Consider the following 15,131-nt stretch of genomic DNA (forward strand, 5'->3'; position numbering starts at 1 on the left):
GCAGGCACGGTCTGCCTTATGTCGAACGGCACAGGAGACGGCGATGGCTTGCCCGGAATTCCTCGTCAGCGATGTCCGCGCCACCGAACATCGGGGGCTGGACGACCTGCTGAGCGCCGGCCTCGGCCTGGCCGGACTCGCCGGTGCGCCATCGCCATTCGCCGATGCGGCCCGACCCAGTCCGGCCGAGCTGCGACGGCGCGCGATCCAGACCAGTTGGAAGGGCATTGCCGACCTGGGACCGCTGGGCGGTTACGGCACCGTTTACGGTGGTGTGCCCGACGTGCCCGGTCGCGAATACCAGGCGTTTGCCCGCGTGCCGGGTGCCAGCCAGCCGCACCGCGTGCTGCTGCAGGTGCCCGACCACCTCGACCCGACGCACCGCTGCCTGGTGGTGGCGCCGTCGTCCGGTTCGCGCGGGGTATATGGCGCGATCTCGCTGGCCGGTGCCTGGGGGCTGCCGAAAGGTTGCGCGGTGGCCTACACCGACAAGGGCACCGGCGCGGGTTACTTCGACTACGCCGACGACAGTGGCGTGCAACTGGACGGTACCCGTGCCCGGCGCGGCGAGACCATGCTGGAGTTCGAGCCGGAACCGGCAGCGACCGACGCCGGCGTTGCCGTGAAGCAGATGAACTCGCGCGACAACCCGGAAGCCGACTGGGGGCGCGACGTGATCCAGGCGGCGCAGTTCGGTCTGGCCATGCTCGACCGCGCGTTCCCGATGCTGGCGCCGTTCACGGCGCAGAACACGAAGATCATCGCCGCCGGGCTGTCCAATGGCGGCGGCGCGGTGCTGCAGGCGGCGGGGCTGGACGACGGGCAGCTGTTTGCCGGGGTGGTGGCGCTGGAGCCGAATGTCCATGCAGCGGGGCAGGGGCGGCCGCTGTACGACTACGCCACCGAGGCGGCGATCTGGCTGCCGTGCGCGCTGGCCACGTCGCGCTTCGCCGCGGTGCCGTTCGGGCGCGCGCCGGACGGTTCGATCCCGCCGGCGCGGATCCAGCGCTGCGCCAGTCTGCATGCCGACGGCCGCCTGCCGGGTGCGACGCTGGCGGCGCAGGCCGATGCCGCCTACGAGCGCCTGCGCGCGCAGGGCTGGACCGACCTGGCCATGGCGACCGCGGCCAGCACCACCTCGTTCGATCTGTGGCGGGTGATCGTGGCCGGCTATGCCTCGTCCTACGCGCGGACCGGAGCTGCCGACATGCCGTGCGGTTTCCATTACGTCACCATCGACAGGAACAACCAGCCCGCGCCGGCCGATGCGGCCACCCGCGCCGCCTGGTGGGCGGACGGTTCGGGCATCCCGCCGGGCAACGGCATCGCGCTGCGCGGCGGCATGGATCATTCGGATGACCCGACGCTGGCTGGTCTGGACGGCCTGCGCAATCTTTGGACCGGTGATGGCGGCGGCGCCCGTGACGTGCGCGCCAGCATCGCCGCCAGTGCGGTGCAGCTGCCGCGCGCGGACCTGCCGCTGTGGGTGCTGCATGGTGCCGGCGACGGGCTGCTGCCGACGGCCTTCGGTTCCGAACCCTATGTCGCCTGGCTGCGCAGCGACGGACGCGCACCACTGTACTGGCGGGTGCCGCATGCCCAGCATTTCGACGCCTTTCTGGCCGTGCCCGGTTTCGGTGCCGCGCATGTGCCGCTGATGCCCTACGGCTATGTCGCGCTGGAGCGCATGTGGGCGCATCTGTTCGAGCAGGTGTCGTGGCCACGGGATCTGCCCACGCCGCAGGCCACGCCACGGGGCGAGGGCATGCTGCGGCGGGAGATGCTGGACCTGCCCTGAGATGGCATCCGGTGGTCGGCGCATGCCGGACGGCTGGGTTATCCTTGGTGGCCATTGCCACCGTGCCATCCGGCGCGGCGGATCCACCGAACCCAAGGATTTCCCATGTCCATCCAAGTGACGTTCCAGACCAACCGTGGCTCGATCCATATTCGCCTGTACGAGGACAAGACGCCGGTGACGGCAGCCAACTTCGTCAATCTGGCGCGTCGCGGCTTTTACGATGGACTGAGCTTCCACCGCGTTATCGCCGACTTCATGATCCAGGGCGGCTGCCCGGAGGGCACCGGCCGTGGTAACCCGGGCTATCGTTTCGAGGACGAGTTCAACCCGTCGCTGCGCCACGACAAGCCGGGCGTGCTGTCGATGGCCAACGCCGGTCCGGGCACCAACGGCAGCCAGTTCTTCATCACCCATGGCGCCACGCCGTGGCTGGACGGCAAGCACAGCGTGTTCGGCGAAGTGATCGGCGCGGAAGACCAGGCCGTGGTCGACGCGATCCAGCAGGGCGACACGATCGAGAAGGTCACCGTGGAAGGCGACGTGGACGCGCTGCTGGCCGCCCAGGCCGACCGCGTGGCCGAGTGGAACAAGACGCTGGATGCCCGCGGCTGAGCCTTCGGCATGCATGATCCGTCGTCCGGTGGCTGCTGTCCCGGACGACCATCGCGCGGGTCCAGCATGATGAGGCCATGACAGGAGATTCCATGCGGGTACGTCTCGAAGATGTGGCACGCGAAGCCGGCGTTTCGCCCAAGACCGTGTCGCGCGTGCTCAACGACGAGGCCAACGTCAAGGACGACACGCGCCAGCGGGTACTGGCCGCCATGGAGGCGATGGATTATCACCCGCACCCCTCGGCGCGCAGCCTGGCCGGCAATCGCTCCTTCGTGGTGGCGATGCTGTACGACAACAACGACAACCCGACCTCGTCCTATCTGGCCGAGATCCAGGACGGCGTGCTGGAAGCCTGCGACGAGTATCACTACAGCATGATGGTGCGCCCGCTGCGGATGGGTGGCAGCGACTTCATCCAGCGCATCGACACCCTGATTTCCCGGCACCATCCCGACGGCGTGGTGCTGACACCGCCGATTACCGATTACGCGCCCCTGCTCAAGCGCCTTGGCGAGCGCGGCGTGCCGTATGCCAGCGTGTCGCCGGTGAAGCGGCGTGGCTGCATCGGCGTGACCATGGACGAGCGCCAGGCCGCACGGGCGATGGTGGAACACCTGATCGGGCTGGGACACCGGAGGATTGCCCACGTGCTGGGCATCGCCAATCACGGCGCCAGCCGCTGGCGCCTGGCGGGTTATCGCGACGCCCTGGCCGCGGCCGGCCTGCCGGAAGACCCCGAGCTGGTCGTGCAGGGCGGCTTCACCTTCGGTTCGGGTGTGGCCGCCGCGCGCCAGCTGCTGTCGTTGGGCAAGCGCAAGCGCCCCACCGCGGTGTTCGCCGCCAACGACGACATGGCTGCCGGGGTGATGTGGGTAGCCGGCGAATACGGGTTGAAGATGCCGCGCGACCTGTCCGTCTGCGGTTTCGACGACACGCCGCTGGCCAGCCAGTTGTGGCCGGCCCTGACCACGGTCCGGCAGCCCAGCCGCGAGATGGGACGCCTGGCCGCCCTGCAGGTGCTGGACAGCTTGCGCGGCCGCGGGCCGGGTCGGCTGGTGGAGGTGCCTTACTCGCTGGAGCTGCGCGATTCGACGGCCGCCGCGCCCTGATATGCTTCGGAAGCTGTCCGACGGTCACGGATTCGATGCGGCGGCATGGCAAGCAGGGGGCCTAGAACCGGGTTTTCCATTTTCTTTTCGATAAACAAGGAGCGTAACCATGTCCTTTCTCAATGATTTGCTGGGCGGCGGCCAAGGCAATGCCGCCGGTGCCGGCTCGCTGGTCTCGCTGGCTGGCGACCTGATCCAGAAGGCGGGTGGCGTCCAGGGACTGGTGTCCATGTTGCAGCAGCAGGGGCTTGGCCAGGCGGTGCAGTCCTGGGTGGGCACCGGCGCCAACCAGGCGGTTTCCGGTAGCCAGCTCGGACAGGCATTGCAGAGCGGCGGCATGGGTTCGCTGCTCGAATCGGCGGCGAGCAAGCTGGGCGTGGACCAGAGCCAGTTGCTCGGCCAGTTGTCGCAGGTGCTGCCGCACGCGGTTGATCATCTGACGCCCGACGGCCAGGTGCCGGCGCAGGGCCAGGGTGGCGGGCTCGACCTGGGCGCGCTGGAAGGTCTGGCCGGCAAGCTGCTGGGCGGTCTGGGCAGCTGATCCGGCTTGCCGGGTTGCTGCCTGGCCATCATGGATGTGAAAAAGGCGCCGGCGAAGCGGAAAGCTTCGCCGGCGCCTTGCGTTTCAGGCGGTGCTTTTCAGGGTCAGGACGACTTGCTCTTGAACACGGCGTGGTAGATCACCAGCAGGACCACGGCACCGCCGATCGAGGCGATGAAGTGCATCAGTCCGACCGGTCCCCACCAGTGGAGATGTTCGCCGACCCAGGTGGCCAGCACGGAGCCGCAGATACCCAGGATCGCGGTGATGATGAAGCCGCCGGGGTCTTTTCCGGGTGTGATGAGCTTGGCGACGATGCCGACGACCAGACCGACGATGAATACCCAGAGCCAATGCATATCCGTGTGTCCTCTTTGTGGCTTGAAGTGTCTTGCGGTGGTCCCCTGTTGACGTGTCGGGCGCCGCGTCCAGCGAGCCCTGCACCGCGACCGGATTCGATGTAAGCCCGGCCGGTGGCGTCTGCATGATGCAACGGCCGGGCAGGGAATGCACCCCGTCAATGCGACTTCGGTCGTGGTGATGGGTGATGCGCCGCCGCATGCTAAAATCCCCCGGTTTGCGTTCCCTCGTCCCCACGATCCAGAGGAAGCCATGCCCCAGCTCGCCCAGCGTGTCGGTCGCGCCAAGCCCAGCGCGATCATGCTGATTGCCGCCAAGGCCAAGGAACTCAAGGCCGCCGGCCGCGACATCATCAGTTTTTCCATCGGCGTACCCAATTTCCTGCCCGGCGAGCATGTCTATGCGGCCGCGCGCGAGGCGCTTTCGCACGATTCCGGCCAGTACGGCAACAATCGCGGTGCCGTGGCGTTGCTGGAAGCGTTCCTGAAGCACATCGAGGCGCTCGGCTTTTCCGGCTATGGCCACGAAAACCTGTCGACCGGCATCGGTGCCAAGCAGGTGCTGTACAACCTGGCCGAGGCGCTGCTGGACGAGGGTGACGAGATCGTCTTCGCAGCGCCGTATTGGACCACCTACCGAGACATCGCCGACATCGTGGGTGCGCGGGCCAACTTGCTGCATTGCGGTCCGGATCAGGCCTACAAGCTGACGCCTGCCCAGCTCGACGCGGCGCTGGCGCGCAAGCCCAAGGTGTTTCTGTTCAACAACCCGTCGAACCCTACCGGCATGGTCTACACGCGCGAGGAAATCGCAGCGCTGGCCGACGTGCTGGTGAAGCATCCGGACACCTGGATCGTCACCGACGACATCTACAATTCGATGGTGTTCGACGGCATCGGTTACCACAACTTCGTGTTCGCGCGGCCGGAATTGCGCGAGCGGTTGATCTTCGTCGACTCGGTGTCCAAGACCTACGGCATGCCGGGCTGGCGCGTGGGCCTGATGGCGGGGCCGGAAGCCGTGGCCAAGGCCGTTACCACGCTCAATTCGAACCACATCACCAGCATTCCGGAAGTGATCACCGCTGCTGCCGTGGCGGCGCTGTCCGGTCCGCAGGACGTGCCCGCGGCCAAGTGCGCCGAGTTCGCCGCCAAGCGCGACACGGTGGTGGCCGCGCTGAATGCGATCCCGGGCGTGACCTGCCCACGGCCGCAGGGCGCGTTCTATGCGTTCCCCGATATTTCCGTGGCCTTCGGCAAGAGCCACAACGGCACGAAGATCGGTAACGACGTGGAGTTGTGCGCGGCGCTGCTGGAAGCCAAGGGCGTGGCCTGCGTGCCGGGCTCGGCCTTCGGCGAACCGCGTGCCCTGCGTATTTCCTACACCTGTCCGACCGCGCAGCTTCAGCCCGGCCTGGACCGTATCGCGGAGTTCTTCGCCGAACTCGCCTGATCCATCGCAAGGTGGGTCGCGTACCCGCCGCTTACGTTTCGGTGGGCTCTGCCCACCCTGTCATCTGTTGAGGAGTGGAAGTGATGAAAGCACCCGTTCGCGTTGCAGTTACCGGCGCCGCCGGCCAGATCGGCTATGCCCTGCTGTTCCGTATCGCCGCTGGCGACATGCTGGGCCCGGACCAGCCGGTGATCCTGCACCTGCTGGAAATCACCCCGGCGCTGCCCGCGCTGCAGGGTGTGGTGATGGAGCTGAACGACTGCGCCTTCCCGCTGCTCGCCGGCACCGTGGCCACCGACGACGTCAACGTCGCCTTCAAGGACGTCGACTACGCACTGCTGGTCGGCGCGCGTCCGCGCGGCCCGGGCATGGAGCGCAAGGACCTGCTGGAAGCCAACGGTGCCATCTTCGGCCCGCAGGGCAAGGCACTGAACGATCACGCCAAGCGTGACGTCCGCGTGCTGGTGGTCGGCAACCCGGCCAACACCAACGCGCTGATCGCCCAGCAGAACGCGCCGGACCTGGATCCGAAGTGCTTCACCGCAATGGTGCGCCTGGACCACAACCGCGCCATGAGCCAGCTGGCCGAGAAGACCGGCAAGCACAACACCGACGTCAAGAAGATGATCATCTGGGGCAACCACAGCTCTACCCAGTACCCCGACCTGCACCACGCCACCGTCGACGGCAAGCCGGCGCTGTCGCTGGTCGACCAGGCCTGGTACGAGAGCGATTTCATCCCGACCGTGCAGCAGCGTGGTGCGGCGATCATCAAAGCGCGTGGCGCCTCGTCGGCCGCCTCGGCCGCCTCGGCCGCGATCGACCACATGCGCAGCTGGGCGCTGGGCACCGCCGAAGGTGACTGGGTGTCGATGGGCATTCCGTCCGACGGCTCCTACGGCATCGAGCCGGGCGTGATCTACGGTTACCCGGTGACGGTGAAGGACGGCAAGTACGCCATCGTGCAGGGTCTGGCGATCAACGAGTTCTCGCGTGCGCGCATGGACGCCACCCAGAAGGAACTGCGCGAGGAGCGCGCAGGCGTCGAGAAGCTGTTCGCGAAGTAAGCTGGCTCGTTTGGGCTTGAGGGAAGGGCGGCTTCGGCCGCCCTTTCTTGTTTAAGCGGGCGTGCGCCGCAGGCAGCTACAGGAATCGCACGTAAGAAAACATCCACCTGATTTCTCCGCTACGCCATCCATGCAAGCGATGCGAAGCGAGCCTTCACCGGGTCCCTTCGGGAGTCGAGCGGGGCGGGACGAAAAGGCCCGAAGGGGAACGGGCAGGACGCCTGTTCCTTTTCGTCAGGGCAGGAGCCCTGTCGAAAAGCCCGGCCCGACCCGCGTGCCCGCAGCGCCCAGCGGCGCGGAGGGACGACGGACGCAGGGTGCCGTTCTCTTTGGTTGGCGGTGTCAATCTAGAAGTGCACCATCGATGGCATCGGCCAGATCATCTCTGCCCATGGCACGGATGAACATTTCTGCAGGGCAGTGGTAATCGAGAGTGGCACGTGGCCGGAGGTTCATGCGTCGGGCGATCGCGTCGAGCTGCTTCTGGCTGTAGACCGACAAGTCCGTACCTTTAGGCAGGTATTGGCGCAGCAGGCCATTGGTGTTCTCGCAGATGCCGCGTTGCCAAGGGCTACGTGGGTCGGCGAAGTAGATCGCTAATCCAGTGCGCTCCGATAGCGTCCGGTAGAGCGCCATTTCCTTGCCCTGATCGTAAGTCAGCGTCTGGCGCAGTTCCGGTGGCAGCGGCCGGAATGCGCGGCTGAAGCCTTTCAGCGCATCCTCCGCCGAACACCCCTCCATCTTCACCAGCTTCAGGAAACGTGTCCGACGATCCACCAGTACGCCCACCGAGGATCGGTTACGGGCGCCTTTGATGAAGTCGCCTTCCCAGTGGCCGGGCAACAGCCGTTCATTGGCTTCGAGTGGACGATCATGAATGCTCGGCAAGTCGTGCATCCGGCCGCGCCGGTTCGCACCCTGACCACGCGGCCGACGCGCACATTTGTGCTGCCGCAGAAGTGCGACCAGGCCCGCCGCAGTTCGCCGCGTGGCGCGGCATAGATCGCGGTGTAGATCGTCTCGTGCGACACGTGCTTGGCTCGCTCATCCGGGTGATGACGCCGCAGTGTGCGACTCACCTGTTGAGGTGACCAGCCCTTGCCCAGCAAGCGGCGCACGAGGCACCACAGCTGACCGTCCCGCCGCAATTTGCGCTCGCGCCGCGGCTTACGTGCCAGGCGCCGGGCGCGTTGGCCGGCTCGACTGGCGTCGTAGCTCAACCTTGGCCGACCCATCCGAGGCAGGACGGACGGTTCCTGGTGACCATTGCGAGCCAGCTCCCGCGAAATCGTGCTGGGTGAGCGACCCAGCATCAGGGCGAGCTGCCGGGCACTCTCCCCCCGAGCCTTGCCGACCATGATCGCGCCCCGTTCTTCGGCGCTCAGATGTCCATAGTGCTGACCCATGCATCACCTTGTCGTGGGGTGGTGCACTTGATCATAGAAACCGCCGTTACTTTCTCTTGGGCAAGCAAGAGAAAGTGACTCGGCGGCCGAAGGACGTCAAAACCGCTTTTGACTGAGGTGCAGATGTACGTCGCCGAGCGTGCCGCTGCCGGGGACTTCGCGTCGCGACCAGGCATCAGCCCGTGCAAACGGTGCGATACACGCAGCGCCGCGAAATACAAGGCAGCGCAACGCGCCCCCAATCCCTAAAATGCCCGGCCGTTTTGCATGGTTGGACACGCCCCGCATGAACATCGTCGTCAACGAAGAGCTGAAGGCCTATATCGAACCGATGACGCCGGAGGAGTACGAGGCGCTGGAACGCAGCATCCTCGCCGAAGGCTGCCGCGACGCGCTGGTGTTGTGGGGTGAGATCCTCATCGACGGCCATCACCGCTACGCGATCTGCCAGCAGCATGGCCTGTCGTTCCAGACCATGCAGCATCCGAATTTCCGCTCGATGGATGACGTCCACCTGTGGATGATCGACCAACACCTGGGGCGGCGCAGCCTGTCGGTGTTCCAGCGTGGCGAGTTGGCGTTGCGCAAGCGCGACATTCTTGCCGCGCGTCGTGCGCAAGCACGGGTGAAATTGCCACCATTGCCGCCGATTCCGGAGCACGCGGAAGTCGTCGCCGGAGATGAGCCCGCGGCTATTGAGCGGGAAGCCAGCGCACCGGAGACGTCGGTCGAGGCACCACCCAGTCGCGAGGCGATGGCGAAGGCGGCGCGTCTCAGCAACGCCCAGGTGGGCCTGATCGAGAAGATCCGCAAGCAGGCCGCCCCCGAGGTGGTGGAAGCGGTGAAGGCGGGCACGATCTCGATCAACGCTGCCGCCGCGGTGGCCAGCCTGTCGCAGGACGAGCAGCGCGCGGCTGCCAGCGCCGGCGACAAGGAATTGAAGGAGGCGGCCAGGCGGGTGCGCGAATCGCGGCGCAAGCCGAAGGATGCGTCTGGCGCGGCCGATGAAGAGAGCGAGCTGCTGCAACTGCGTCGCCGCGTAACCGAGCTGACCGCCGAGGTGGCCTCGCTGCGACAGCAGCTGGCCGAGCTGCAGGGCGGATAGGCGGCGCACCAGCCTTTGCCGGTGGTCACCCGAGGCGTCAGCTGGAATGGCTGCCCGCGCTTGCCGCAGCCTTGCGCACGTAGGCGAGCAAGGCATCGTCGACCGAGCTGCCGCTGCGCAGCTCGGGCTCTTTCGCATAGGCCTCGCGGATCTTCGCGTGGGTGGCGGGGTCGTCGCCGGCGTATTCGCGGAACAGCGTCATCCAGCGTTGCGCCATCGCCTTCACGCTGGGGTCGTCCGATGGCACGCCGTCGGCGAGCGCGCTGTGCAACGCGGCGATGAGTTCGGGCCAAACATGCATCTGCCTGCCGTAGTGCTGGCGCATGCGCCGCATCTCGTGCGCGTCGAGGTAGCGGGCAAAGATCGCCAGTCGTACAGCGACCAGCGACTGCTCCACGAAGCGCTCCAGCTCGGGCGTGATGCCGCTGCGTTCGCGCATGCCGGGTTCGCTTTCGGTCATCGAACGCAGGCGCAGCAGAAAGGCCGGGTTGTTGCCGGTGCCGCGGCCTATCATTTCCATCCATCGCAACGCGAGGGTCTGTGCGTCGTGGTCGTCGGGCCTGGTACCGCGGTCCATCGCCGATTGCACGGCGGCAACCAGGGCGCTCCATTCCGCAAGCACATCCGGGTCGGTGTGCAGCGGCAGGCGTTCCAGTTCCTCGGGCGAAAAATACTTCTCGTACATGGTCATCAGCTCCAGCGTGTCCAGCCAGTCGGCCAGGTCGGGTGACTGTCCGGATGTCAGTTGCGTGCGCAGATGCACCAGCCGCTCGCGCAGGCGGGCGCCGGCGGCAAGGTCGCGGTCGAGCTGCGCGATCTGGCGGTCGATCAGCTTGGCCAAGGGTGCCTGCGGCCCGGACAAGGCGGTTCCGATGTCGGCCAGTGAAAGACCGAGCTGACGCAGCGCCTGGATGCGGTGCAGCCGCTCGATGTTCGCCTTGTCGTACAGGCGGTAGCCGGCAGCGGAACGCACCGCGGGAACCAGCAGGCCGATGGCATCGTAGTGGTGCAGGGTGCGGACGGTGAGTCCGCTGCGCCTGGCCAGTTCGCCTACGGTCATCGGCATGGTGGAGGTGCTCCTTTGGTGCGTGCAGATGGATGCTGCGGGCTGACGTAACGTGAGGGTCAAGCGTGCATACGACCATTGTCGTGCTGCCGCCTGCCGGGTGCGAGGCTAGGCTGTGAGCGGATACTGATGGAGGCGGGCATGGACTACGAAACGTTCTACCGGCAGTCGATCGAGGCGCCGGAAGCGTTCTGGGCCGAACAGGCACGGCGCATCCACTGGGACACCCCGCCGCAGCAGATTCTCGACGCCTCGAATCCGCCGTTCCGTCGCTGGTTCGTCGGTGGCACCACCAACCTCTGCTACAACGCGCTGGATCGTCACCTGAATGAGCGCGGCGACCAGCGCGCGCTGGTCGCGATTTCCACCGAAACGGATATCACACGCGAGTTCAGCTACCGCGAACTGCATCGCGAGGTGAACGTGTGCGCCGCGGTGCTGCAGTCGCTGGGCGTGGGGCGTGGCGACCGTGTGGTGATCTACCTGCCGAACATTGCCGAGGCGGTGTTCGCAATGCTCGCCTGCGCGCGGCTGGGTGCGATCCACTCGGTGGTATTCGGCGGCTTTGCGGCGCACAACCTGGCCCTGCGTATCGACGATGCGCAGCCGAAGCTGCTGATCTGCGCGGATGCCGGCATGCGCGGGGGCAAGGTGATCCCATACAAGCCGCTGGTGGACGCGGCGCTGGACGAAGCCTCGGCGCCGCCGCCGCATGTGTTGATCGTCGACCGCGGGCTGGATACGCAGATGCTGCGCGTGCCTGGCCGCGATACCGACTACGCGGAACTGCGCGCGAAGTACATTGGTGCCGACGTGCCGGTGGTGTGGCTGGAGTCGAACGAACCCAGCTATCTGCTCTACACCTCCGGCACCACCGGCAAGCCCAAGGGTGTGCAGCGCGACACCGGCGGCTATGCCGTGGCGATGGCGATGTCGATCCGCTGCATTTTCGACATCGCGCCGGGGCAGGTGATGTTCTCCACCTCGGACGTGGGCTGGGCGGTGGGGCATTCCTACAACGTGTACGGTCCGCTGATCGGCGGCGCCACGTCGCTGCTGTACGAGGGCCTGCCCACACGGCCCGATCCGGGCGTCTGGTGGGGGCTGTGCGAGAAGTACGGCGTGCGCACGATGTTCTCCTCGCCGACCGCGATCCGTGTGCTGAAGAAGCAGGACGCCAGCTGGCTGAAGAAGCATGACCTGTCCGCGCTGAAGTGGCTGTTCCTGGCCGGCGAGCCGCTGGACGAGCCCACCGCGCAATGGATCAACGACGCGCTGGGCGTGCCGGTGATAGACAACTACTGGCAGACCGAAACCGGCTGGCCGGCGATCACCCTGATGCCCGGGCTGGACCTGAAACCGGCGAAGCTGGGTTCGCCCGGCCTGCCGGCTCCGGGGTACCGGATGAAGGTGATCGACGAGAACAGCGGCAAGGAAGTGCCGCCGGGCAACAAGGGCGTGCTGGTGCTGGAGCCGCCGCTGCCGCCGGGCTGCCTCAGCACGATCTGGCGCGACGACGACCGCTACGTGCACAGCTACTTCAGCCATTTCCGCGAACAGCTCTACAGCTCGCTGGACTGGGCGATCCGCGATGCCGATGGTTACACCTTCATCCTTGGCCGTACCGACGACGTGATCAACGTGGCCGGACACCGGCTGGGCACGCGCGAGATCGAGGAGTCGGTCTCCGGCTATCCGGCTGTGGCCGAAGCGGCGGTGATCGGCGTGAAGGACGCGCTGAAGGGGCAGGTGCCGGTGGTGTTCGCCACTCTGAAGCAGCAGGTCGCCGACGACTCGGCCACGGCCGCACGCGGCATGCAGCAGTGCGTGGTGGATCAGCTGGGCAGCGTGGCCCGACCGGCACGGATCTACGTGGTCAACGCACTGCCCAAGACGCGTTCGGGCAAGCTGCTGCGGCGTTCGCTGCAGGCCTTGGCCGAGCAGCGCGATCCGGGCGACCTGTCCACGCTGGATGATCCCGCTGCGCTGGAAGAAATCCGGCAGGCGCTGGAGCGCGGGCCGGACCAGGGTGCCTGACGCGGTCGGGACTCCCGGCTGGGACGTCCCGACCGCTTGCCTGCGCCGCCGGACTCAGGCCGAGGCGGCTTCGGTTGCCGGCGCCGAGCTGCGGATCAGGTGGTCGAACGCGGCCAGCGCAGCGGTGGAGCCTGCACCCATCGCGATCACGATCTGCTTGTACGGCACCGTGGTGGCGTCGCCCGCGGCGAATACGCCGGGCAGCGAGGTCTGGCCGCGGTCGTCGATCACGATCTCGCCGCGCGGTGACAAGGTCAGCGTGCCCTTCAGCCATTCGGTATTCGGCAGCAGGCCGATCTGCACGAAGATGCCTTCCAGTTCCAGGCTGTGCATCAGGCCGTCGGTGCGGTCCTTGTAGACCATGCCGGTGACCTTCTGGCCGTCGCCCAGTACCTCGGTGGTCTGCGCGCTGACTACCACGTCGACGTTGGGCAGGCTGTGCAGCTTCCTCTGCAGCACCTCATCGGCGCGCAGCTTGCCGTCGAATTCGACCAGGGTGACGTGGGCAACGATGCCGGCCAGGTCGATGGCCGCCTCGACGCCGGAGTTGCCGCCGCCGATCACCGCCACGCGCTTGCCCTTGAACAGTGGGCCGTCGCAGTGCGGGCAGTAGGCCACGCCCTTGTTGCGATAGGTGTCCTCGCCGGGCACGCCCATCTGCCGCCAGCGTGCGCCGGTGGAAAGGATCACCGTCTTCGACCTGAGGCTGGCGCCGTTTTCCAGCTGTACCTCGATCAGGCCACTGGCCGATTCGGTGGCCGGGACCAGTTTGGTGGCGCGCTGCAGGTTCATCACGTCCACGTCGTATTCGTGCACGTGCTGCTCCAGCGCCGCGCCCAGCTTCGGACCCTCGGTATACGGCACGGAGATGAAGTTCTCGATGCCCATGGTGTCCAGCACCTGGCCACCGAAGCGTTCGGCGGCGACGCCGGTGCGGATGCCCTTGCGCGCCGCATACACGGCCGCCGCCGCTCCGGCCGGACCACCGCCGACCACCAGCACGTCGAACGCATCGCGGGCCTTGATCTTCTCGGCCTCGCGCGCGGCGGAGCCGGTGTCCAGCCGGGCCACGATCTGCTCCAGGCTCATGCGGCCCTGGTCGAACATCTCGCCGTTGAGATAGATGGTGGGTACCGACATCACCTGGCGCTGTTCCACCTCGTCCTGGAACAGCGCGCCATCGATGGCGACGTGCCGGATGTTGGGGTTGAGCACGCTCATCAGGTTGAGCGCCTGCACCACGTCCGGGCAGTTCTGGCAGGACTGCGAAAAATACGTCTCGAAGCGGTATTCCCCGTCGAGATTGCGTACCTGCTCGATGGTCTCGGCGGCGGCCTTGGACGGATGTCCGCCGACCTGCAGCAGGGCCAGCACCAGCGAGGTGAATTCGTGGCCCATCGGGATGCCGGCGAAACGCACGCTGATGTCGGTACCGACGCGGTTGATCGCGAACGAAGGCTTGCGCGCGTCGCTGTCGTCGCGGCGCAGCGAGATCCTGTCCGACATCGCGGCGATTTCGGCCAGCATGTCGTGCAGTTCGTGCGACTTGGCGCCGTCGTCGAGCGTCGCGACCAGTTCGATCGGCTGGGTCAGTTTTTCCAGGTAGCCCTTCAGCTGGGCCTTGATGGCTTCGTCGAGCATGGCAACCACTCCAGGAGAGGATGGATGGGCGGAAACGCAGGGAATTTTCGATGGGACGCTTGTGGAAGCGGCCTGCGCCTGCGGGGGGAGATGGGCAGGCGGGGGAGCAGTGCCCGGCGCAGGCCGCTGACACAAGCATCCCTGGCGGGAGGTGGAACCGGGCGTGGCCACGCCCGGTTCCGGTACAGCGGTTGGATCAGATCTTGCCGACGAGGTCGAGCGAGGGAGCCAGGGTCTTCTCGCCTTCCTTCCACTTGGCCGGGCACACCTCGTTCGGGTGGGCGGCCACGTACTGCGCGGCCTTCAGCTTGCGCAGCGTTTCGGCGATGTCGCGGGCGATCGCGTTGTCGTGGATCTCCAGCGTCTTGATCACGCCTTCCGGGTTGATGATGAAGGTGCCGCGCAGGGCCAGGCCTTCCTCTTCGATGTGCACGTCGAAGGCACGGGTCAGCTGATGGGTCGGGTCGCCGACCAGCGCGAACTTGGCCTTGCCCACCGCCGGCGAGGTCTCATGCCACACCTTGTGCGAGAAATGGGTGTCGGTGGTGACCACATACACTTCGGCGCCGGCTTTCTGGAACTCGGCGTAGTGCTCGGCGGCGTCCTCGACCTCGGTCGGGCAGTTGAAGGTGAACGCAGCCGGCATGAAGATCACGACGGACCACTTGCCCTTGAGATCGGCGTCGGTCACTTCGATGAACTCGCCGTTCTTGAATGCCTGGGCCTTGAACGGCTTGATTTCGGTGTTGATCAAAGACACTGGGTCGTCTCCATTTGTGGTTGGTGAGTGGGTCGATGGGGGAATTCTAGGTGACGCCTATCGATCATTCCAATTGATTGTCGAGATGTGGTCGATTGATCATGCCTATGAATGGCCGATGCAGTCACTACCCGTCATCGTGTCGGTAGCGCGTGACAGACGGATGGCTGC

At 66.5% G+C, this 15,131-nt stretch carries 12 protein-coding genes and 1 pseudogene; 8 read left to right on the plus strand and 5 right to left on the minus strand.

What is annotated here, in order from left to right; all coding sequences use genetic code 11:
• Positions 1 to 43 precede the first annotated feature (43 nt).
• The 4 genes from RA164_RS05365 to RA164_RS05380 all read left to right on the plus strand — a co-directional run bounded on the left by RA164_RS05365 (position 44) and on the right by RA164_RS05380 (position 4,066).
• The gene (locus tag RA164_RS05365; protein WP_329742936.1) at positions 44 to 1,798 is read left to right on the plus strand and encodes a 3-hydroxybutyrate oligomer hydrolase family protein; all 1,755 of its coding nucleotides are present in this window, start codon (positions 44 to 46) and stop codon (positions 1,796 to 1,798) included.
• 105 nt (positions 1,799 to 1,903) lie between these two features.
• Positions 1,904 to 2,413, plus strand: coding sequence for a peptidylprolyl isomerase (locus RA164_RS05370; protein ID WP_329742937.1), 510 nt, complete (start codon positions 1,904 to 1,906; stop codon positions 2,411 to 2,413).
• 92 nt (positions 2,414 to 2,505) lie between these two features.
• A complete protein-coding gene (locus RA164_RS05375) occupies positions 2,506 to 3,525 on the plus strand; it encodes a LacI family DNA-binding transcriptional regulator (RefSeq protein WP_329742938.1) in 1,020 nt (339 codons plus the stop codon).
• A 109-nt stretch (positions 3,526 to 3,634) separates the two neighbouring features.
• Positions 3,635 to 4,066 (plus strand): YidB family protein, encoded by a 432-nt coding sequence (locus RA164_RS05380; RefSeq protein WP_329742939.1) that lies wholly within the window; start codon positions 3,635 to 3,637, stop codon positions 4,064 to 4,066.
• A gap of 104 nt (positions 4,067 to 4,170) precedes the next feature.
• Here the strand turns inward: RA164_RS05380 and RA164_RS05385 are convergent, their stop codons facing one another.
• Positions 4,171 to 4,425 carry a GlsB/YeaQ/YmgE family stress response membrane protein gene (locus tag RA164_RS05385; RefSeq protein WP_329742940.1) on the minus strand — a complete coding sequence of 85 codons (255 nt, stop codon included), beginning with the start codon at positions 4,423 to 4,425 and terminating at the stop codon, positions 4,171 to 4,173.
• 253 nt (positions 4,426 to 4,678) lie between these two features.
• Here RA164_RS05385 and RA164_RS05390 point away from each other — a divergent pair, with 253 nt between their 5' ends.
• Both RA164_RS05390 and RA164_RS05395 read left to right on the plus strand, forming a co-directional pair.
• The gene (locus RA164_RS05390) at positions 4,679 to 5,878 is read left to right on the plus strand and encodes an aminotransferase class I/II-fold pyridoxal phosphate-dependent enzyme (protein WP_329742941.1); all 1,200 of its coding nucleotides are present in this window, start codon (positions 4,679 to 4,681) and stop codon (positions 5,876 to 5,878) included.
• An 83-nt stretch (positions 5,879 to 5,961) separates the two neighbouring features.
• Positions 5,962 to 6,945: a malate dehydrogenase gene (locus RA164_RS05395; protein ID WP_329742942.1), complete on the plus strand. Its 984-nt coding sequence runs from the start codon at positions 5,962 to 5,964 to the stop codon at positions 6,943 to 6,945.
• Between the two features lie 342 nt (positions 6,946 to 7,287).
• Here RA164_RS05395 and RA164_RS05400 read toward each other — a convergent pair.
• A pseudogene (locus RA164_RS05400) lies at positions 7,288 to 8,351 on the minus strand (IS30 family transposase).
• A gap of 286 nt (positions 8,352 to 8,637) precedes the next feature.
• Between RA164_RS05400 and RA164_RS05405 the strand changes: the two are divergent.
• Positions 8,638 to 9,456 (plus strand): plasmid replication/partition related protein, encoded by an 819-nt coding sequence (locus RA164_RS05405; RefSeq protein ID WP_329742943.1) that lies wholly within the window; start codon positions 8,638 to 8,640, stop codon positions 9,454 to 9,456.
• 37 nt (positions 9,457 to 9,493) lie between these two features.
• Here RA164_RS05405 and RA164_RS05410 read toward each other — a convergent pair whose 3' ends face one another.
• A complete protein-coding gene (locus RA164_RS05410; RefSeq protein WP_329742944.1) occupies positions 9,494 to 10,522 on the minus strand; it encodes a MerR family transcriptional regulator in 1,029 nt (342 codons plus the stop codon).
• A gap of 141 nt (positions 10,523 to 10,663) precedes the next feature.
• Here RA164_RS05410 and prpE point away from each other — a divergent pair, with 141 nt between their 5' ends.
• Complete coding sequence (gene prpE, locus RA164_RS05415) at positions 10,664 to 12,559, plus strand: propionate--CoA ligase (RefSeq protein WP_329742945.1); 1,896 nt, start codon at positions 10,664 to 10,666, stop codon at positions 12,557 to 12,559.
• Between the two features lie 54 nt (positions 12,560 to 12,613).
• Here the strand turns inward: prpE and ahpF are convergent, their stop codons facing one another.
• Together ahpF and ahpC are read right to left on the minus strand one after the other, a co-directional pair.
• A complete protein-coding gene (gene ahpF, locus RA164_RS05420) occupies positions 12,614 to 14,200 on the minus strand; it encodes an alkyl hydroperoxide reductase subunit F (protein WP_329742946.1) in 1,587 nt (528 codons plus the stop codon).
• 196 nt (positions 14,201 to 14,396) lie between these two features.
• Positions 14,397 to 14,960 (minus strand): alkyl hydroperoxide reductase subunit C, encoded by a 564-nt coding sequence (gene ahpC, locus RA164_RS05425; protein WP_329742947.1) that lies wholly within the window; start codon positions 14,958 to 14,960, stop codon positions 14,397 to 14,399.
• Positions 14,961 to 15,131 lie beyond the last annotated feature (171 nt).

This window comes from Dyella sp. A6 (assembly GCF_036320485.1).
GTDB lineage: Bacteria > Pseudomonadota > Gammaproteobacteria > Xanthomonadales > Rhodanobacteraceae > Rhodanobacter_A > Rhodanobacter_A aluminiiresistens.